14 protein-coding genes and 1 pseudogene are annotated in these 19,525 nt (G+C 71.9%); 6 read left to right on the top strand and 9 right to left on the bottom strand.

Features of this window, described 5'->3' with window-relative positions:
• From ABZ098_RS37955 to ABZ098_RS37930, 6 genes and pseudogenes are all read right to left on the bottom strand, one after another.
• Positions 1–626, bottom strand: a pseudogene (locus ABZ098_RS37955) (L-arabinose isomerase); the annotation flags it as partial.
• Positions 627–674: 48 nt separating this feature from the next.
• Positions 675–2,357 (bottom strand): ribulokinase, encoded by a 1,683-nt coding sequence (gene araB, locus ABZ098_RS37950; RefSeq protein WP_356598347.1) that lies wholly within the window; start codon positions 2,355–2,357, stop codon positions 675–677.
• An 84-nt stretch (positions 2,358–2,441) separates the two neighbouring features.
• The gene (locus tag ABZ098_RS37945; protein ID WP_356598345.1) at positions 2,442–3,461 is read right to left on the bottom strand and encodes an ABC transporter permease; all 1,020 of its coding nucleotides are present in this window, start codon (positions 3,459–3,461) and stop codon (positions 2,442–2,444) included.
• The gene (locus tag ABZ098_RS37940) at positions 3,458–5,023 is read right to left on the bottom strand and encodes a sugar ABC transporter ATP-binding protein (RefSeq protein WP_356598343.1); all 1,566 of its coding nucleotides are present in this window, start codon (positions 5,021–5,023) and stop codon (positions 3,458–3,460) included. The genes ABZ098_RS37945 and ABZ098_RS37940 overlap by 4 nt, the downstream gene beginning before the upstream one ends.
• 2 nt (positions 5,024–5,025) lie before the next feature.
• The gene (locus ABZ098_RS37935) at positions 5,026–6,168 is read right to left on the bottom strand and encodes a substrate-binding domain-containing protein (RefSeq protein WP_356598341.1); all 1,143 of its coding nucleotides are present in this window, start codon (positions 6,166–6,168) and stop codon (positions 5,026–5,028) included.
• A 424-nt stretch (positions 6,169–6,592) separates the two neighbouring features.
• The gene (locus ABZ098_RS37930) at positions 6,593–7,642 is read right to left on the bottom strand and encodes a substrate-binding domain-containing protein (RefSeq protein ID WP_356598339.1); all 1,050 of its coding nucleotides are present in this window, start codon (positions 7,640–7,642) and stop codon (positions 6,593–6,595) included.
• A gap of 597 nt (positions 7,643–8,239) precedes the next feature.
• Here ABZ098_RS37930 and ABZ098_RS37925 point away from each other — a divergent pair.
• Together ABZ098_RS37925 and ABZ098_RS37920 are read left to right on the top strand one after the other, a co-directional pair.
• Positions 8,240–9,733: an arabinofuranosidase catalytic domain-containing protein gene (locus ABZ098_RS37925; protein ID WP_356598337.1), complete on the top strand. Its 1,494-nt coding sequence runs from the start codon at positions 8,240–8,242 to the stop codon at positions 9,731–9,733.
• A gap of 209 nt (positions 9,734–9,942) precedes the next feature.
• Positions 9,943–12,561, top strand: coding sequence for a LamG-like jellyroll fold domain-containing protein (locus tag ABZ098_RS37920; protein ID WP_356598335.1), 2,619 nt, complete (start codon positions 9,943–9,945; stop codon positions 12,559–12,561).
• A 47-nt stretch (positions 12,562–12,608) separates the two neighbouring features.
• Here the strand turns inward: ABZ098_RS37920 and ABZ098_RS37915 are convergent, their stop codons facing one another.
• Complete coding sequence (locus ABZ098_RS37915) at positions 12,609–13,286, bottom strand: uracil-DNA glycosylase (protein ID WP_356598333.1); 678 nt, start codon at positions 13,284–13,286, stop codon at positions 12,609–12,611.
• A 131-nt stretch (positions 13,287–13,417) separates the two neighbouring features.
• Between ABZ098_RS37915 and ABZ098_RS37910 the strand changes: the two genes are divergently transcribed.
• On the top strand, positions 13,418–14,407 hold the full coding sequence (locus ABZ098_RS37910; protein WP_356598331.1) for a BadF/BadG/BcrA/BcrD ATPase family protein: 990 nt from the start codon (positions 13,418–13,420) through the stop codon (positions 14,405–14,407).
• 95 nt (positions 14,408–14,502) lie between these two features.
• Positions 14,503–15,426, top strand: coding sequence for a hypothetical protein (locus ABZ098_RS37905; protein WP_356598329.1), 924 nt, complete (start codon positions 14,503–14,505; stop codon positions 15,424–15,426).
• 73 nt (positions 15,427–15,499) lie between these two features.
• On the opposite strand, the gene ABZ098_RS37900 is transcribed toward ABZ098_RS37905, so the two are convergent.
• Both ABZ098_RS37900 and ABZ098_RS37895 read right to left on the bottom strand, forming a co-directional pair.
• A complete protein-coding gene (locus tag ABZ098_RS37900; protein WP_356598327.1) occupies positions 15,500–16,531 on the bottom strand; it encodes a lactonase family protein in 1,032 nt (343 codons plus the stop codon).
• A gap of 112 nt (positions 16,532–16,643) precedes the next feature.
• Positions 16,644–18,131, bottom strand: coding sequence for an FUSC family protein (locus ABZ098_RS37895; protein ID WP_356598325.1), 1,488 nt, complete (start codon positions 18,129–18,131; stop codon positions 16,644–16,646).
• Positions 18,132–18,338: 207 nt separating this feature from the next.
• On the opposite strand from ABZ098_RS37895, the gene ABZ098_RS37890 reads away from it, so the two are divergent.
• Together ABZ098_RS37890 and ABZ098_RS37885 are read left to right on the top strand one after the other, a co-directional pair.
• Positions 18,339–18,815: an Lrp/AsnC family transcriptional regulator gene (locus ABZ098_RS37890; protein WP_356598323.1), complete on the top strand. Its 477-nt coding sequence runs from the start codon at positions 18,339–18,341 to the stop codon at positions 18,813–18,815.
• Between the two features lie 20 nt (positions 18,816–18,835).
• On the top strand, positions 18,836–19,525 hold the full coding sequence (locus tag ABZ098_RS37885) for an HAD family phosphatase (protein ID WP_356598321.1): 690 nt from the start codon (positions 18,836–18,838) through the stop codon (positions 19,523–19,525).

The following is a 19,525-nucleotide window of genomic DNA, read 5'->3' as shown; positions in this document are numbered from 1 at the left end:
GAGAACCCGAACCGCAACTGCGCCTCGACCTTGTCGCCCTCGGTGACGGCGACGTCGCGCATGTTGTCGCCGAAGCGGGCCAGCCGCAGCGTGCGTGCCGCATGGCGCCCGGCGGCGGCCCTGGCCCAGGCGGCCACCCGCCTCACTACCCGCTGGTCCGTGCTGTGCCCGGCGACGATCTTGCGGTTGACGCCGACCCGGGACTCGATGTGGGCGAACTCGCGGTCGCCGTGCGCGGCCTGGTTGAGGTTCATGAAGTCCATGTCGATGCTCGACCAGGGCAGCGACAGGTTGTACTGGGTGTGCAGATGCAGCACGGGCCGGTCCAGGACGTTGAGTCCGGCGATCCACATCTTGGCCGGGGAGAAGGTGTGCATCCACACGATCACACCGACACACGTGTCGGAGGCGCCGGCCTCCAGGCACAGGCGCCGGATCGACTCGGCGTCGGTGAGGACCGGCTTCCACACGATCCGCAGCGGCATCCGGGGTGCGGCGCCGAGCCGTTCGGCGATCTGCCGTGACTGGTGGGCGACCTGACGGAGCGTGTCCTCGCCGTACAGGCCCTGGCTGCCGGTGAGGAACCAGATCTCCTGGCCGGTCGAGGGCCCTTCGGGTGCGGTCATGACGGGTTCCTTTCGAGTGGAGCTGCTTGCGGTGCGGGGCTGGACCGCTCAGGCGGACGCCTCGGCGCGGATACCGCGCAGACGATGCATGACGTCGTTGGTGCCGCGGCCGAAGTAGTCGTGCAGCACCCGGTACTCCGCGTACAGGCGGTCGTAGGCCGCGGCTCGTTCGGGATCCGGCCGGTACACGCCCCGGTCGGCCTTGCCCATGGCCCGTGCGCAGGACTGGATGTCGGGGTACGCCCCGGCCGCCACCGCCGCGTGCATGGCCGCGCCGAGAGCCGGCCCCTGGGCGGAGGCGATGACGCCCAGCGGGCGGCGGGTGACGTCGGCGTAGATCTGCATGAGCAGGGCGTTCTTCATCAGACCGCCCGCGATGATCAGTTCGCCGACCGGTACCCCGGACGCCTCGAAGGCGTCGATGATGGTCCGGGTGCCGAAGGCGGTGGCCTCCAGGAGGGCGCGGTACACGTCCTCCGGCCTGGTCGAAAGGGTCAGGCCCACGACCACACCGCTCAGCTCGTGGTCGACCAGTACCGAGCGGTTGCCGCTGTGCCAGTCCAGGGCCACCAGTCCGTGCTCGCCGACCTTCTGCCGGGCGGCCAGTTCGGTCAGGTACTCGTGCGCGGTCTGCCCGGCCGCCGCGGCCTTCTCGGCGTACTCGGCGGGCATCCCGGTCCGTACGAACCAGCCGAAGATGTCGCCGACCCCGCTCTGTCCGGCCTCGTAACCCCACAGGCCCGGCAGGATGCCGCCGTCGACGACCCCGCACATGCCGGGCACGGTGCCGAGCCGGTCGGAGCTCGTCACATGGCAGGTCGAGGTGCCCATGATGGCGACCATCTGACCGGGCTCCACGGCCGCCGCCGCGGGGGCGGTGACATGGGCGTCGACGTTGCCGACGCAGACCGTGATGCCCTCGGGCAGGCCCGTCCAGGCGGCGGCCTCGGCCGTCAGGTGCCCGGCCTTCGCGCCCAACGCACCGATCGGGTGCTCCAGTTTCTCCGTCACAAAGTCGGCGAAACCGGGGGCGAGCGCGTCCAGGTAGGCCCGGGACGGGTAGGCGCCGTCCTGGTACTGGCCCTTGTAGCCGGCGGTGCAGGCGTTGCGGACGTACGTCCCGCACAGCCGCCACACGATCCAGTCGGCCGCCTCCACCCACCGTTCCATGCGGCGGTAGATCTCCGGGTCCTCCTCCAGGACCTGGAGGGCCTTGGCGAACTCCCACTCCGAGGAGATCTTCCCGCCGTAGCGCGGCAGCCACGGCTCCTTGCGGTCGGCGGCCAGCGTGGTGATGCGGTCGGCCTGCGCCTGGGCGGCGTGGTGGCGCCACAGCTTGACGTAGGCGTGCGGGCGACCGGCCAGAGCGGGCAGCTCGCACAGGGGCGTGCCGTCGGCCAGCGTCGGCACCATCGTGCAGGCGGTGAAGTCGGTGCCGATGCCGATGACCTGCTCGGGCGCCACCCCGGCGCGGGCGAGGGCCTCGGGTACGGCGGTGCGCAGGACGTCGATGTAGTCGGAGGGCACCTGGAGGGCCCAGTCCGGGGGGAGCCGGGTGCCGTCCGGCAGTTCGCGGTCCAGGACCGCGTGCGGGTAGACGTGCTCCGCCGACGCGAGCTCCTCGCCGTCACGCACCCGGACCACCACGGCCCGTCCGGACAGCGTTCCGAAGTCCACGCCCACGACGCACGGTTCCGGGTTTCCGGCCGGGTCGTCTCCGGTGTTCACCATCAGCCTCCTCCACAGTTGTTCGCCATGTCGATCGAAGTTCGAGAAAATGCCGGCGCCGGGTCGGCCAGGTCGCCGCCCGTTGTCCTAACTCCGGCTTCTGCCGAAGTAGCGGGCCCGTGCCCGGTCGAGCAGGATGGCGACGCCCAGGACCGCTCCCTGGACGACCTGCTGGTCGTAGGGGCTGACCTTGAGGGCGAGCAGGCCGTTGGTGATGAACTCCAGCAGGATCGCGCCGGCCGCGATGCCGGCGATACGGCCCTCGCCGCCGGAGAGCGACATCCCGCCGACCACCGCGGCGGCGATCGCGGTCAGCTCCCAGCCCGCGCCGACCGAGGGATCGGCCACGTTCATACGGCCGATCACCAGGATGCCGACCACACCGGCGAGGGCGGCGCTGGCGACGTAGGTGGAGGTGATCCGGCGGGCCGTCGGGATGCCGGCGAGCCGGGCCGCTTCCTTGTTGCCGCCGACCGCGTAGATCTGCCGGCCCACGTAGGTGCGCTCCAGCACGAACCAGGCGACGGCGGCCGCGCCCACGAAGAACAGCGCGGGGACCGGGACCCGGCCGACGTAGTACTGGCTCAGGCTGCTGAACATCGGGTCCAGGTTGTTGATGGGCGAGCCGCTGGTGATCGCGAGGGCGGTGCCCTGCGCGACGGTGTAGGTGACCAGGGTGATCACGAAGGGCGGCACGTTGAGGCGGGTGACCATGACCCCGTGCCACAGGCCGACGCAGGCGGTGATCACCAGCGTGAGCAGGATCGCGACGGGCGCGGGCAGGCCCTCGTCGACGTTCAGCCAGCCGGCCAGGATGCCCGCCAGTCCGGCGAGCGCGCCCACCGACAGGTCGATGCCGCCGGTCAGGATGACCAGGGATTCACCGATCGCGAGGATGCCGACCTGCGACAGGTCGCGGCCCATCACCTGGAGGTTGCCCACCGCCGTGTACGTCTCCGCGTTGGCGGCGATCGCCACGAACACCACCACGCAGGCGATGATCACGCCGGCCTCCGGGGAGGCGGCGAGTCTGCGGGCGAGGGTCTTCACGGCCGAACGGGACGGCGACGCGACCTCGTTCGGGGCGAGCGTGGTCTGCGCGCTCATGCTGTGGCTCCGTTCGTCACTCGGTGTTCCTCAAGAGGCGCGGTACCGGCCGCGGCCGTCATGATCCGCTCCTTGGTGGCGTCGGCCCGGTCGATGACCGCGACCACCCGCCCGTGGTTCATCACCGCGACGCGGTGACAGATCCACAGCAGTTCCTCCAGTTCGGAGGAGGCGACCACCAGCGCCATGCCCTGCTCGGCCGCCCGGTCGATCAGCTTGTAGATCTCGGCCTTCGCACCGACGTCCACACCGCGGGTCGGCTCGTCGAGCAGCAGCAGGCGTGGTTCGGCGGCGAACGCCCGGCCGAAGATGGCGCGTTGCTGGTTGCCGCCGGACAGCGAGCCGATCGGCTGCTCCACCGACTGCATCCGCACGTTGACGTTCTCGGTGATCTTCCGTGCCTCGGCACGTTCCCGGCCCGGGCCGAGCAGGCCGCGGGTGCTGATCCGCTTGAGCACCGAGACGACGACGTTCGCCCGGATCGAGGCGAACAGCACCAGTGACTGTTCCTTGCGGTCCTCGGGGATCAGCGCGATCCCGGCCGCCACGCCGTCCCCCGCGCCCCGGGGCCGGTAGGGCACGCCGCCCAGGTGCATCCGGCCGCCCGTGGAGGGCTGTGCGCCGGCGATCGTGTGGACCAGACGGCTGCGGCCCGAGCCCATCAGCCCGGCCACGCCGAGGATCTCGCCCTCGCGGACCTCCAGGTCGACCGGTCCCAGGCCGTCCGCTGTCAGGCCCTCGACCCGCAGCAGGACCGGGCTCGTCGCCGGCGGTGCCTTCGGTTCGCCCTGGGCCACCTCGCCGCCGACCATCTCCCGGATCAGCCGCTCCTCGGTGGCCTCGGCCGGTTCGAGGTCGGCGACCAGCCTGCCGTTGCGCAGCACCAGGACCCGGTCGCTGATGTCCCGCACCTCGTCGAGGCGGTGCCCGATGAACAGCACCGTGCCGCCGCGCTCGGCCAGTTGCCGGGCCAGGCCCAGCACCATCTCGGCCTCGACGGGGCCCAGGGAGGAGGTCGGCTCGTCCAGGATCAGCAGCTTGGGCTCGCGCCCCCAGGCCTTGGCGATCTCGATCATCTGGCGGGTCGGCACCGGAAGGGTGCGCACCTCCCGGCCCACCGGGACGGTCGCGGCGGACAGGCCGATCTCCGCCAGCATGGCCTTCGCCTCGTCCCGCTGGGCCGCACGGTCCACCAGGAACCGGCGCTTCGACTCGCGCGGGCGGCGGCCCAGCAGCAGGTTCTCGGCGACCGAGAGCTGTCCGACCAGCGGGAACTCCTGGGAGACCATGGCGACCCCGAGCTGACCCGCCGCCTCGGTCGACCCCGCGACAAGAGCCTCGCCGTCGATGAGGATCTCGCCGCCGTCCCGGTGCACCGATCCGGCGAGGGTGCCCATCAGTGTGGACTTTCCGGCACCGTTCTCGCCGACCACGCCGACCACCTGGCCCGCGTACAGGTCGAGTTCGGGCAGGTCGAGGACGCGCACCGGGCCGTAGGACTTGTGCACCCCCCGCAGCCGTGCGGTGACCGCGCGGCCGGGGGCGTTCTTCGTGGCCGTCATGCTCAGCCGATCCCGAGCTTGGTCTCGAGGGCCTGGTAGTCGCCCAGGTCGGACTTGGTGACCAGGCCGACGCCGGAGCTCAGAGTCGAACCGTCCTTCTCCAGGTAGGGCTTGACGAGAGCCATCGTCCTGTCCTTGCCCAGCACCTTCTCCGCGGCCAGGATGTACGCGCCGGTGTAGCCCTGCTGGTACGGCATCTGCACGACGGTCCCGGAGATCACGCCCGACTTGATGAACTTCAGCGTCTGGGCGTCGGAGTCGTCGGAGACGATGTGCACGGAGGCCGTCTTGCCGGCCGAGGTGACGGCCTGGGCGAGCGCGGGACCGTCGTAGGAGTAGACGCCGTACAGGCCGTTGACGTCCGGGTTGTTGGCGAGGATGGTCTCGGCGTCCGAAGTGGCCGTGCTTGCCTGGAGGTTGTCGTTGACCTTCTGGGCGACCGTGATCTTCGTGCCCTTGAGCGCGGCCTCGAAGCCGGCGATCCGCTGGGTGGCGTTGGACGCGGTGAGTGAGCCGACCAGGATCGCCACCTTCCCCTTGCCGCCGAGGACCTGCTTCATCGCGGTGCCCGCCTGGAAGCCGGCGGTGTAGTTCGGGGTGCCCAGGTAGAGCGAGGCCGCGTCGGTGCCCGGCAGCGGTGAGTCGATCGCCAGGACGCCGATGCCCTTCTGGACGTCGGTGTGGATGGTCCCGGCGGCCGAGGTGGGGTCGATCGCGGAGATGGAGTAACCGGTGACGCCCTGCGAACGCAGGGTCTCCAGCTCGGAGTTCTGCTCCGTCAACTTGCCGTTGGGCGGGGCGAAGTAGGTGCACTTGCTCTTGGCGATGCCGAGGTCGGAGCAGCCCTTGAGGAAGCCGACCTGGCCGGCCTTCCAGTAGTCGGCGGCCACGTTCACGACCATCGCGATGTCGACCTTGGAGAGGTCCTTGCCGGCCAGCGCGGACTTCAGGGAGGCGTCGAGCTTGGCGAGGTTCGCCTGGTTGAAGGTGACCGAACCGGCCAGCGTGACCGGGGCGGCGGCCTTGGTACCGGTCGAGCCGGAGGCGTCGGAGCCGCCCGCGCTCTTGGAGCAGCCGGCGGCGGCGAGCGAGATGAGCACGGCGGTCGCGGCGACCAGGGTGCGGGACCTTCTGCTGCGGATCATGGGTGATCGGCGCCTTTCTGGGCGTGTCTGGGGGTGTCCTGGGGTGTCCTGGGAGGGGTGTCTCGGGGCGAGGGGGAGCGCTGGAGCACTGGGAGCGCACACCTGTCCACGGGCGTACCGGTGCCAGGGGGCGGGCGGGCAGGTGTGAGGGGCCGCTGGGAGGCGGTGGGGGCGGAGGGCGCTGTGGTCGCCGGGCGGGGGCTCACTCATCGGAGTGAGCGCGGCGAGGGCGCAGAGGTGCCTGACATGGAGTCAGGTCTGCGGGGGCCGGCCGCTCGGGGGCGGTGGGCCCGGGTGGAGCTGTCGTACTCGCGGAGGACACGGCCGGTCCTCACGGACGGCGCAGCGCTGCTCCGTACGGCACGCGGCTCACAACGGGCTGTGCTGGCAGGCGAGTTGGTGGTCAGGTGCTAGCGGGGGGCTGTCATGTCGGGCTTTCCGTTCGGGGGCGCGGGCGGGTCGCCGAGGTCCGCACCACGAGGCTGGGCGGGATGACGATGTGGGCTGTGTCGCCGGATGCCGGGATGCCGGCGTCCGGATCACCGACGATCTCGATCAGCGCGCGCAGGGCACGCCGGCCGAGTTCGTCGAAGTCCTGGCGGACGGTGGTCAGCGACGGGCCGAAGTACTCGGTCTCCGGCATGTCGTCGAAACCGACGACGCTGATGTCCTCGGGCACCCGGCGCCCGGCCTGTTGCAGGGCCCGCAGCAGGCCGAGGGCCATGTGGTCGTTGGCGCAGAACACCGCGGTGACCTCGGGGTCGTCGGCGATCCGCCGGCCGTGCTCGTAACCGGTGCGGGCCGTCCAGTCGGCGCCGGACAGCGCCCGGGGCACGGGGGCCCCGCGCTTCTCCAGGGTGCCGCGCCAGCCTGCCTCGCGCTCCTGCGCGTCGAGCCAGGAACGCGGCCCGACCAGGTGGTGCACCGTGCGATGGCCGAGGTCGAGCAGATAGGAGGTGGCGAGTTCGGCTCCCGCCTCGTTGTCCAAGGCGACCGAGGCCAGCGCGGTGTGGGTGCCGCAGCCCACCGCGACCAGGGGCACGTCCGGTGGCACGTTCGCCAGTGCGCCCACCGCGGCGGTCTGCGGCGCGATGACGATGATGCCCGCCACGCCCTGGTCGCGCAGCCGGTCGACGGCGTCCAGGACCGAACGTCGGTCGAGTGTGCCGACGGCGGCCACGGTGACGAAGTACTCGTGCTGTCTGGCCGCCTGCTCGATGCCGTAGAGCATGCAAGCGGGGCCGTACAGCGTGGTGTTGAAGCTGATGACGCCCAGGGTGCGGGTGCGGCGCGTCGCCAGGGTGCGGGCGGCGGCGTTGGGCCGGTAGCCGAGGGCACGGACGGCGGCGAGCACCCGTTCCCGGGTGGTGGCCCGTACGTTCGGGTGGTCGTGGAGGACCCGGGAGACGGTCTGGTGCGAGACACCCGCGATCCGTGCGACATCCGCCATGACCGGTGCGCGATCCCCGTCCATGCTCCGCCTCCTCACGCGCCGTCACGTTTTTCCGGTCGGACACTTCTCCGGTGGAGGAGCGGGCCGTGACGAATTGTTAGCGCACACATTCCACGGGGGTCAAGGTCGCCCGGACCCCTCCCCTGCGCGTTTTTGCGTCCCCTATGCCTTCCCTCGCAACCTCTCTGACCTGCTGTTATCGATCCGCACAAGATCCCTTCCGGTCCGGCCGCAGACCCGGGTAAACAGACTGCACAGGTTTTGTTTCCGCACTCTTGACTGTCCGACACTGTTGACCCCCTATTCATCCGGCCGTAAAAAGGCGGGGCGCGGAACCGGCCGTTCAATTTCCGACCTTGCGAGAACGGCATCCGCACAGGTCCTCGGCTCGTCTCCCGTCCCCACTGCTCTGACCTGCCGTGATGCTCTCCAGCTACACCGAACGGCCGGCGTGGCCCGCAGTCCGGCCCTCTCCCCCATCGCCCTTCCCGCGCAGCTCGACCAAGTGACGACGCCCGCGGGCTCTCATTGTTAGCGCCCACATCGAGATCTCCCGGAGCCTGCGGCGCCGGACGAGAGAACAACGAACGACGGAAGAGGTTCACAGTGAAAGGTCGAGTGACAGGCCGACGCCTGAGAGGGCTCCTGCTGACGGTGGGGGCGGTCCTCACCCTCGTCGGGGGGATCCTCGCCGGGATCGTCGGCATCGCGGGCACGGCGCAGGCCGCTTCGTCCCTGCCCTGCGACATCTACGCCTCCGCGGGGACCCCGTGTGCCGCGGCACACAGCACCACGCGGGCGCTCTACGCCTCCTACGGTGGCGCTCTCTACCAGGTCAAGCGCGCTTCGGACGGCGCGACCACCGACATCGGCGTGCTCAGCCCCGGCGGCTACGCCAACGCCGCGGCACAGGACTCCTTCTGCTCGGGCACGACCTGCGTCATCACCAAGATCTACGACCAGAGCCCCAACCACAACGACCTGACCGTCGAGGGGCCGGGCGGCAACGGCGGACAGGACGTCGGCGCGATCGCCAACGCCCTGCCGGTCACGGTCGGCGGCCACGCGGCGTACGGCGTCTTCGTGTCCGCCGGTGTCGGCTACCGCGACAACAGCACCACCGGCATCGCCACCGGCAGTTCCCCCGAGGGCGCGTACATGGTGACCAGCGGCCACCACGTGAACAACCGCTGCTGCTTCGACTACGGCAACGCCGAGACCTCCTCCAACGACACCGGCAACGGTCACATGGACGCGATCAACTTCGGTACGGAGTGCTGGTTCTCCCCCTGCTCGGGTTCGGGGCCGTGGGTCCAGGCCGACCTGGAGAACGGCCTGTTCGCCGGCGGCAACGGCTCGAACACCAACAACAAGGGCAACTCCAGCGAGTACGTCACCGCCATGGAGAAGAACAACGGCACGACGACCTACGCGATCAAGGGCGGCAACGCGCAGTCGGGCTCGTTGACGACCTGGTACAACGGGGCCCTTCCCAACCTCGGCGGATACACCCCGATGCACATGGAGGGCGCCATCGTCCTCGGCACCGGCGGTGACGACAGCAACGGGTCCGACGGCTCCTTCTTCGAGGGCGTCATGACCTCCGGCTACCCGACCGACGCAGCCGACAACGCCGTACAGGCCGACATCACCTCCGTCGGCTACACCACCCCGACCGCGAACTTCCCCGTCGCCGGCACCGCCTACCGCCTGACCAACCCCAACTCCGGCAAGGTCCTGGACGCGGTGAACTGCGGTACCTCCAACGGGACTTCGATCGACATCTGGGCCTCGCTCGGCAACTCCTGCCAGCAGTGGAAGTTCACCAGTGCGGGCAACGGCCACTACACCATCACCAACGTCAACAGCGGCACGGTCCTCGACGACAGGAACTGCGGGCAGAGCAACGGCACGGCCGTCCAGTTGTGGGCCTCGCTGGGCAACACCTGCCAGCAGTGGGACGTCACCGCGGTCGGCAGCCAGTACACCCTGACCAACGTCAACACCGGCATGACGCTGGACGTGGCGAACTGCGGGACGGCCAACGGCACCGCGGTCCGCCAGTGGCAGCAGCTCGACAACACCTGCCAGCGCTGGACCATCGCCCCCTGACCCGACGGACGCCTCCACCGCGGGCCCGTCGGCCTCCCACCGGCGGGCCCCCCTCGCTCCACACCGCGGGCGGCCTCACCGCTCCGCGAGGACACCCTCCCGGTCGCTCCCGGCCGGCCCGCCGATTCCCCGAGCGGCGTCTCGCTTTTCGCTTTCGCCTTTCGCCTTTCGCCTTTCGCCGATTCACCGACGGACAAAGGAACTTCCGCATGCCCTCACAACCCGGACCGTCCCGCAGGACCGTCCTGACAGCCCTCGGTGCCGCTTCCCTGGCCGGGACCTTCGCCGCCTCCACCCCGGCCTCGGCCGCCGACCGCTCCAGCACGACCGCAGCCGCGACCGCCGTGGACCTCCCCGCCGCGGCCGCGCACTGGACCTTCGACGAGGGCTCCGGCACCTCAGCCGCCGACGCGTCCGGCAACGCGCACACCGCCACGCTCCAAGGGGCGGCCGGCTGGGACACCGGCAAGGTCGGCGCCCACAGCCTGAACCTCACGGCCGGCGGCGACGCCACCGCGTCCGGGCCCGTCGTCGACACCTCCAAGGCGTTCTCGGTGGCCGCCTGGGTCAACCTCGCCCAGTTGGGCGGCTACCAGACCGCCGTGAGCATCGACGGCAAGGTCGTCAGCGCCTTCTACCTGGGGCTGCGCGACGACACCGGCACCTTCGCCTTCGCCCGGCTGGACTCGGACGCCACCCAGAACGCGGCTGTGGCGGCCGCCGCCTCGGCCCCCACCACCGGCACCTGGACCCACCTGGTCGGCGTCAGCGACCCCTCGGCCGGTGTCACCCGCCTCTACGTCAACGGCGTGCTCGAAGGGGAGACCGCCTACACCGCGGGCTGGGCCGGCACCGGCGACACCGCCGTCGGCCGGGCACTCTACGGCGGCGGGCACGTCGACCAGTGGCACGGCCTGATCGACGACGTCCACCTGTTCCCGACGGCCCTCACCTCCGACCAGGTCGCGACCCTCGCCGGAGTGCCGGTGGAGACCACGACACCGCTGCTGAGCGTGGACGTCGCCCACCCGGCGCACGCCGTCTCCCCCATCCTTCCCGGCCTGATGTTCGAGGACATCAACCACTCCGGCGAGGGCGGCATCTACGCCGAGCTGGTGCAGAACCGCTCGATGATGGCCGACGACACCGCACCCGTGCACTGGTCCGCCGTCGGCGGGACGACCCTCGCCCTCGACACCGCCACCCCCCTCAACGACGTCCTCAAGCGCTCCCTCAAGGTCGTGCTGCCGAGCGGTACCGGTGCGGGGAACCGGGCCGGGGTGGCCAACGACGGCTTCTGGGGCATACCCGTGCGTCCGCGCACCACCTACACCGCGCGCCTGTTCGCCAAGGCATCGCACCGCACGGGCCCGCTCACGGTGGCCATCGAGTCGGCGGACGGCGCGACGGTGTACGCCTCCGCGCGCATCCCGCACATCGGTACGGCCTTCCCCGACCGCCCCTTCGAACTGACCCTGCGCACCGGTTCGGGCACCCCCGTCACCGGCGACGCGAGACTGACCGTCACCACCGCCGACCCGGCCGCCGCGGGCGGGACCCTGTGGCTCCAGCACGTGTCCCTCTTCCCGCCGACCTACAACGACCGGCCCAACGGCCTGCGCGTCGACCTGATGGAGAAACTGGTCGCACTGAAGCCGAAGTTCCTGCGCTTCCCCGGTGGAAACTTCCTGGAGGGCAACACCATCGCGACCCGCTTCGACTGGAAGAACACCATCGGCCCGGTCTGGGAACGCCCCGGCCACATGGACGACGCGTGGGGCTACTGGTCCACGGACGGCCTCGGGCTCCTCGAATACCTGGAGTGGGTCGAGGACCTGCGCGCCCAGCCGGTCCTCGCCGTCTTCGCCGGTTACACGCTGAAGGGCGAACACGTCACCGGCGACGCGCTCGAGCCGTACATCCAGGACGCCCTCGACGAGATCGAGTACGTCACGGGCCCGGTCACCAGCACGTGGGGCGCCCGGCGCGCGGCCGACGGCCACCCGAGTCCGTTCCCGCTGGAGTTCGTGGAGATCGGCAACGAGGACTGGTTCGACTCCTCCGGGTCCTACGACGAACGGTTCACCGCGTTCCACGACGCGATCAAGGCGAAGTACCCGCACCTGAAGCTGATCGCCACGACCACCGTCACCAGCCGCACCCCGGACCTGATCGACGAGCACTACTACCTGGCCCCGTCCGCCGCCCAGGCCGCCACCCACAAGTACGACAACAGGGACCGCGACTCGACGAAGGTCTTCGTCGGTGAGTGGGCCGCGCAGGAGGGCCGCCCCACCCCCGACCTCAACGCCGCACTGGGCGACGCGGCCTGGCTGGCCGGACTGATCCGCAACTCGGACCAGGTCCTCATGGAGTGTTACGCACCGCTGTTCTCCCACGTCAAGAACAACGTCTGGGCGACCAACCTGATCGCCTACGACAACCTGACCAGCTATGTGTCACCCAGCTACTGGGCGCAGCAGATGCTGACGAGCAGGCTGGGCGACACGGTGCTGCCGGCCACCGCACGCGCGCTGCCCGGGCTCGCCACGGTGGCCACCCGTGCCGGGAACCGCCTCTACGTCGCGGTCGTCAACTGCGGGACGGAGGAGGTGGACGTGCCGGTCGAACTGAGGGGCCTGGCCAAGGGAGTCAGGAGGAACGCCACCGCCACCGTCCTGACCGGCCCCTCGCGCACCGCGACGAACACGCTGACCGACCCCGCCGCGCTGGTGCCCAGGACGAGCACCGTCACCGGGGTCGCGGCCGCGTTCACCAGCACCCTGCCGCCGCTGTCCGTCACCGTCCTGGAACTCGTCCTGACCTGACCCGTGGAGCGGGGCCACGTCAGGACGCAGGGGGCGCGGGCGGCGGGCTACGGCAGTTGCCAGTTCACCGGCTGTGCCCCCTGGGCGACCAGCAAGTCGTTGGCCCGGCTGAACGGGCGCGAGCCGAAGAAGCCGCGGTCCGCCGACATCGGCGAGGGATGGGCCGACTCGATCGCCGGGAGGTCGCCGAGCAGGGGGCGGAGGTTGCGGGCGTCACGCCCCCACAGGATCGACACGAGCGGCTTGCCGCGCGCCGCCAGCGCCCGGATGGCCTGCTCGGTGACCTCCTCCCAGCCCTGCCCGCGGTGCGCGCCGGGCTTGCGCGGGGCGGTCGTCAGCGCCCTGTTGAGCAGGAGCACGCCCTGCTCGGTCCACGGCGTCAGATCGCCGTTCGAGGGTCTGGGCAGTCCGAGGTCGGAGTGCATCTCCCGGAAGATGTTCTCCAGGCTCCCCGGCAGGGAACGCACCTCGGGCGCCACCGCGAAGCTCAACCCGATCGCCATTCCCGGCGTGGGATAGGGGTCCTGACCGACTATCAGGACGCGGACGTCGTCGAAGGGCTGCTGGAAGGCCCGCAGGACGTTCGCCCCGGCCGGCAGATAGGTCCGGCCCGCCGCTATCTCCGCCCGGAGGAAGTCCCCCATGTGCGCGATGCGTTCGGCCACAGGTTCGAGAGCCTTCGCCCAGCCTGCTTCGACAAGTTCGTACAAGGGTCGTGGTGCCACGGCGCGTCACTCTACTGGCCCCCACCGACACCCCGCATACCCAGGCAAGTCTCCACACCCCGTCCCTCCCGCAGGCGCTACCCTTCCTCCGCATCGAGCTCTTCGACGGCAAGGAAAGGGGCGCCCCCCACATGGCGGCCGACCGCGGTTGCGGGGACGGGTTCCTCGCCGTCGACTCCGGCGGCTCCGGGCTGCGGGTCGTCGTCGGGGCCCCCGACGGGCGCGTCACGGCCCCGCGGGAGTCGCGAGTGCCGGTGCGGACGGGGCCGCGTGGCATCGATCCGGGGCATCTGATGGAGCAACTGGTCCCCCTGGTGCGGGCGTCGCTGCCCGGCGCCGGGGTGAACGGGCTCGACACCGCCGTGGTGGGGGCGGCCGGTCTCGCGAGCCTGGGCGACGCCCTGCGGGCGGAGCTTCCCGGCGCCCTGGAGCGGGAGTTCGGGGTGCGGAACGTCGCGCTCGTCGCGGACGCCGTGACCGCGTACACCGGCGCTCTCGGACCGCGCCCGGGTGCGGTCGTCGCCGCCGGTACCGGGCTCGTCGCGATCGGCACCGACCTCGGGTCCTGGCGCCGGGCGGACGGCTGGGGTCATCTGCTGGGCGACTGCGGGGGCGGCGCGTGGATCGGGCGGGCCGGGCTGGAGGCCGCCCTGCGGGCCCACGACGGGCGGTCCGGGGGTTCGGCGGCGCTGTTGGCCCGGGCCGAGGAGTCGTTCGGACCGGTCCGGGAGCTGCCCGGCCGGCTCTATCCGCGGCCGGACCGGCCCGCCGTCCTCGCCTCGTTCGCGCCCCAGGTCGCGGCCTGCGCCGAGAGCGACCCGGTCGCCGGGGGAATCCTGCGGGAGGCGGCCCGGCACATGGCCGACTCCGCGGCCGCGGTCTGTCCGGCGCGGGGCGAGGCTCATGTCAGTCTCACCGGTGGCCTGTTCAGGATGGGTGCCGCCCTCGTCGTACCCCTGGAGCAGGAGTTGGAGCGGCGGCTGCCGCACGCGCGGCTGGTCCCGGCGGCGGGCGGACCGTTGGAGGGATCCGTACAGATCGCCACAGAACTGGCGCGGAGTTCGCTCTCCCTGCCGGCCGATGAGGCGATGTTGTACGTGGTGAGCCCAAAGAGGGGCTGAAGCGGACGTAACTCATCAGACAAAACCGGACGGATACCGCTCACCTGCACCCTCCCCGAACAGGGAAGCCCAGGAAGCCAGTAACATGCGTCGCCATGAGCTCCCCCACTGGGCCCGCGTCCGGCCTGCCAGTACGAATGCCGCGACCTCGCCAGCCCGGGCGGCACCGCCGACCCGAGCCGCTGGCGGCTCCCGAGGGCGCGCCCGCGCTCGTCCTCGCGGTGCCCGGCACGCCCGGCGCCGCCACCCGCGGCCTCGCCGAGGAGGTCGTGAGCATCGCCCGCTCCGAGCTGCCCGGCCTGGACGCGCGCATCGGGTACCTGGACGGGGACGACTCGGAGTTCCCCGCGCTGCAGGCCGTCCTGGCCCACACCGCCGGCGAGCGCACCGCGCGCTACGAGCAGGCCAAGGCCGCCGGGATGGACGTCAAGGAGCCGGAGGGCCCCGTCGCCGTCGTGGTGCCGCTGCTCGCCGGGCCGGACAGCTCGCTGCTGCGCCGGATCCGCCAGGCCGTGATGGACAGCCGGATCGCGGCCGACCTCACCGATGTGCTGGGCCCGCACCCGCTGCTCGCCGAGGCGCTGCACGTGCGGCTGTCGGAGGCCGGGCTGGCCCGCGCCGACCGCGCTCGTCTGTTCGCCGTGACGACGGCCGCGGACGGCATCATCCTCGGCGCGGTGGGCGGCGAGGAGGCGGTGCAGGCGGCCGGGATCACCGGCATGCTGCTCGCCGCGCGGCTGGCGGTGCCGGTGATGGCGGCGGCGCTCGACCAGGACGGCTCGATCGCGTCCATCGCCGATCAGCTGCGGTCCTCCGGTTCGCAGCAGCTCGCGCTCGCGCCGTACCTGATAGGGCCTGAGATCGACCCCGCCGTCATCGAGGAGGCCGCCAGGGAGGCCGGTTGTTCCGCCGCCGACGCGCTCGGCCCCTACCCGGCGATCGGCAAGCTCGTCCTCGCCAAGTACACGACCGCGCTGGGCATCGCCCCGCAGCAGGCGCAGGGCGCCCCGGTGCGCTGAGCACGCGTACCGCGCACACCGAAAGGGCCCGCTCCATCCCTGGGAGCGGGCCCTTCGCCGTGGAGTCCCGGGCTCAGCCGAAGATCACGCAGGAGGCGGCCGGTACGCCGATCGAGCCCTCGTACCTGGGCAGGCCGGTCGCCGGGTCCACGACGAACCAGGTCACCTCGCCGGAGCGCTCGTTCGCCACGTACAGGTGTCCGCCGTACTCGGCGAGGGCGCGGGGCCAGCGGCCGCCGCAGATGACCGTGCCCACCAGGCGCAGGCCGTCGCCCTCGACGGCGAAGGTGGACAGGACGTCCTCGCCCCGGGTGGCGGTCCACACGAAGCGGCCGTCGGGGGACGTGACGACGCCTGACGGGTACGCGTCGCCCGCTGGTCCGCCCGCGAGCACCTGGACCTCGCTCAGGGGCTTCAGGGAGCCCTCCTCGGCGTCCCAGCGGCACACGGTGAGGGTCGGGGTGAGCTCGTTGAGGACGTAGGCGCGGGTGCCGTCGGGGTGGAAGGCCAGGTGGCGCGGGCCGGAGCCGGGGCGCAGGGCGATCTCGCGGTGCACGTCGAGCGCCCCGTCCGTCAGGGTGCACACCCGCACGGAGTCCGTGCCCAGGTCGACGCTGACGATCCACCGCCCGCTCGGGTCGGGCTGCACCTGGTGGGCGTGCGGGCCCTGCTGGCGGGACGGGTGCGGGCCCGAGCCGGTGTGCCGGAGCACGGCGGAGGGGGCGCCCGCGAGGGAGCCGTCGGCTCGCAGCGGCAGGGTGGTGACGCTGCCGGAGCCGTAGTTGGCGGTCAGGACGTGTCCGGCGTGCACGGCGAGGTGCGTGGGCCCGCTCCCGTCCACCGCCACCGGTGGACCGGCCGCCGCGGGCCGGTCGCCGGTCACCCGGTACGCGGCCACCGCGCCCTCGGCCGTCTCACTGACCGCGTACAGCACGTCCCCGCCGGCCGACAGGGCCAGATACGACGGATCGGGTACGCCGTTCAGGCCGCTCAGCACCTTCAGCGCGCCCGTGTCCGGGGCCACCGCCGCCGTCACGATGCCGGGGCCTCCCGCCGCCGTGAACGACCCGATGTAGGCCCGTCGCCGCCCGCCGCCGTCTGCCACAGTCGTCCCCTCTCGGTCTGTGCCGTTTCGGGGCGACGGTAGCAGTCGATCACCACCGGTCTAGACCAGCTTGGGGAAATTCACGAGGCCGCCACGGACAGGGCGGCGCGGTTCAGGCTCCCACCAGCGGCGAGCCGGTCGGTGTCCGCAGGGGCGCCGCCAGCTCCGCGAGCGCGCGTTCCAGTCCGTGCAGATGGGCCAGTGCCGGCTCCTCGGCGAGGGGACGGTCCGCCGCCGGGAAGTCCCTGCCCTCCGTGAGCGCCTCCACAGCGGCCTCCACGCGCCGGCACGCGATGGTCAGGCGGCTGTCGTGCGAGGCCTCGGGGTCGGCGGCGACGGCGACCAGGCCCCGGACCTCCCGGGCACAGTCGTCGAGGAGGGCGAGGACACGGCGGGCGCGCCGCTTGCGGGCCCGCACGGGGGTGAGGGGGTGGACCAGCGGGGCCACCGAGAGGCGGACCCGGCCGAGCAGTTGCTCCAGTTCCGACACGCGGCCGGCCGGGTCGGCGCCCGGCACGCCCGCGAGACGGGCCGCGGCCTCGGCGGTGCAGGCGTGGACGCAGCGCAGGGCGCGCTGGATCCAGGCGTCGGTGACGCTGTGGGTGGTGATCGGCAGCACGAACAGCACCGCCAGGACGGCCCCGACCGCGCCCACGCCGGTCTCCGCGAGCCGCAGTGCCAGCAGGCCGGGGTCCAGGACGCCGAGGAGGCCGTAGAGGAGCCCGGCGAGCAGGGTGACCCAGAGCATCATCCACGTGTACGACACGGCGGCCGTGTAGAAGATGCCGAAGACGCAGACCGCGACGAGGGCGGCCGTGGGCGCCGGTGCGCCGTGCAGCGGTACGGCGACGAGCAGGCCGAGGCCGATGCCGATCACCGTGCCGAGGACGCGGCGGAAGCCGCGCACCAGGGTCTCGCCGCGCGAGGCGGTGTTCACGAAGATCCACCAGGTGGCGCCGACGGCCCAGTACCAGCGCTGTCCGGAGAGCAGCTGGCCTGCGACGAGGGCGAAGCCCGCCCCGGTCATGGCCTGGACCGCCTGACGGGTGGTCGCACGGGCGAGGCCGGTGCCGGTCGGCGGGGCGGGCACAGGGGGCGGGGGCAGCGTGCGCTCGTAGCACCACAGGCCGAAGCGGACAGCGGCGGCGGTGGCGACGGACAGCAGGACGGCGGCGTGGAGCTCGGGCAGCCGCTCGGTGGTGGCGTGCAGGAACTGCGCCACGAAGAAGGTCATGAACGCGAAGACGCCGAGGCTGTGTCCGCGCGGGCCCCAACGCCGGGCGTACACGCCTGCGCCGACCACGGCGAGGAAGGTGAGGTCGCGGGCGACGGGGTGGTCGTGCAGTGCGGCCGCGGCGGTGAGGACGGGGAGGCCGACGGCCGGCAGCAGGGCGGTGGTGAGCGCCTGCGCCCGGACGGTGGCGTCGGTGACGGTGAACAGGGCGAGCAGCGCGGCGAGGCCGCCGGTGACGGCACCGGCGAGCGAGTGGCCCGCGAGGCCGCACACCACGACGGCGAGGCCGATCCCGAGCACCGCCCGCGCGGCGAAGCGCAGCCGGACCCGGCCAGGGTCCGGCGCCATGAACACCCTCTTCAACACGTACCGCCCCCTGCATCCCTCGTGGCCGGGTGCACCGGCATGGAAAAGGCGCCGCGGGGTCCGCAGCGCCATCGACGGGCTCATTGCAGCATCCTCGCCGCTGTCGGCTCAAGCGAGCCCCGATAGGCTGGGCCATTGGTACAGCGAAGGCGGTTCTGGAGCGTCCATCGGCGTGCCAAAGGACCATGCACGAGGAGGGCGTACGCCATGGCCGTGGACGAACTCGACACCCGCATCCTGCGACTGCTGCTGGAGCAGCCGCGCACCAGCGTGCGGGAGTACGCGCGGATCCTCGGGGTCGCGCGTGGCACCTTGCAGGCACGGCTGGACCGCCTGGAGCGGGACGGGGTGATCACCGGTACGGGGCCCTCGCTGTCGCCCGCCGCGCTCGGCCATCCGGTGCTGGCGTTCGTGCACATCGAGGTGACCCAGGGGCGGCTCGACGACGTGGGGGACGCGCTGGCGGCCGTGCCGGAGATCGTCGAGGCCTTCTCGATCGCGGGTGGCGGGGATCTGCTGACACGGGTCGTGGCGCGGGACAACGCGCATCTGGAGGACGTGATCCAGACGGTGATCAGCCTGCCGGGAGTGGTGCGTACGCGCACCGAGGTGGCGCTGCGGGAGCGGGTCGCACACCGGTTGCTGCCCCTGGTGGAGTCGGTCGGGCGCGCTGCCCGGAGTTGACCTTTGACATCCTGGAAGCCATGAGCAGGTTCAGCGGCACAGCGGTCATCTTCGATCTCGACGGAACGCTCGTGGACAGCGAGCCGAACTACTACGAAGCGGGTCGGCGGACCCTCGCCGAGCACGGCGTCCCGGGCTTCACCTGGACCGAGCACGAGCGGTACGTCGGGATCAGCACCCGGGAGACGGTCACGCGGTGGAAGTCGCTGTACGGGCTGCGGGCGTCCGTGCCGGAGCTCCTCGCGGACAAGAACCGGCGCTATCTGGAGCTGGCCCGCACCGCCACGCGCGCGTACCCGGAGATGCGGAAGTTCGTGGAGCTGCTCGCCGGTGAGGGCGTGCCGATGGCCGTGGCCTCCGGGTCCTCACCGGAGGCCATCGACGCGATCCTGGCCGGGACGGGCCTGGACGTGTATCTCCGGACGACCGTCTCGGCGGACGAGGTCGCCCACGGCAAGCCCGCGCCGGACGTCTTCCTGGAGGCGGCCCGCCGACTCGGCGCCGAACCGGCCGACTGCGTGGTCCTGGAGGACGCGGCCCCCGGCGCCGCCGCCGCACACGCGGCCGGGATGCGCTGCGTCGCGGTCCCGTACGTGGCGGCTCAGGCCGACGCCCCCGAGTTCACCGGTGCCGACCTGCTCTTTCCCGGCGGCCAGGAGGAGTTCACGGCCCGGGCGGCCATGGACTGGCTTGTGCGGATCTCGAGTTGA

The organism is Streptomyces sp. NPDC006335, assembly GCF_040612795.1.
Lineage (GTDB): Bacteria > Actinomycetota > Actinomycetes > Streptomycetales > Streptomycetaceae > Streptomyces.
The sequence above is the reverse complement of the archived record's forward strand: the minus strand, read 5'-3'. Positions and strand labels throughout refer to the sequence as shown.

Bases quoted from the DNA above. Each gene is read 5' to 3' on its own strand.
- ABZ098_RS37920 (WP_356598335.1), top strand. From the start codon at position 9,943: ATGCCCTCACAACCCGGACCGTCCCGCAGGACCGTCCTGACAGCCCTC.
- ABZ098_RS37910 (WP_356598331.1), top strand. From the start codon at position 13,418: ATGGCGGCCGACCGCGGTTGCGGGGACGGGTTCCTCGCCGTCGACTCC.
- ABZ098_RS37945 (WP_356598345.1), bottom strand. From the start codon at position 3,461: ATGAGCGCGCAGACCACGCTCGCCCCGAACGAGGTCGCGTCGCCGTCC.
- ABZ098_RS37890 (WP_356598323.1), top strand. From the start codon at position 18,339: ATGGCCGTGGACGAACTCGACACCCGCATCCTGCGACTGCTGCTGGAG.
- ABZ098_RS37935 (WP_356598341.1), bottom strand. From the start codon at position 6,168: ATGATCCGCAGCAGAAGGTCCCGCACCCTGGTCGCCGCGACCGCCGTG.
- ABZ098_RS37905 (WP_356598329.1), top strand. From the start codon at position 14,503: ATGAGCTCCCCCACTGGGCCCGCGTCCGGCCTGCCAGTACGAATGCCG.
- ABZ098_RS37930 (WP_356598339.1), bottom strand. From the start codon at position 7,642: ATGGACGGGGATCGCGCACCGGTCATGGCGGATGTCGCACGGATCGCG.
- ABZ098_RS37885 (WP_356598321.1), top strand. From the start codon at position 18,836: ATGAGCAGGTTCAGCGGCACAGCGGTCATCTTCGATCTCGACGGAACG.
- araB (WP_356598347.1), bottom strand. From the start codon at position 2,357: ATGGTGAACACCGGAGACGACCCGGCCGGAAACCCGGAACCGTGCGTC.
- ABZ098_RS37940 (WP_356598343.1), bottom strand. From the start codon at position 5,023: ATGACGGCCACGAAGAACGCCCCCGGCCGCGCGGTCACCGCACGGCTG.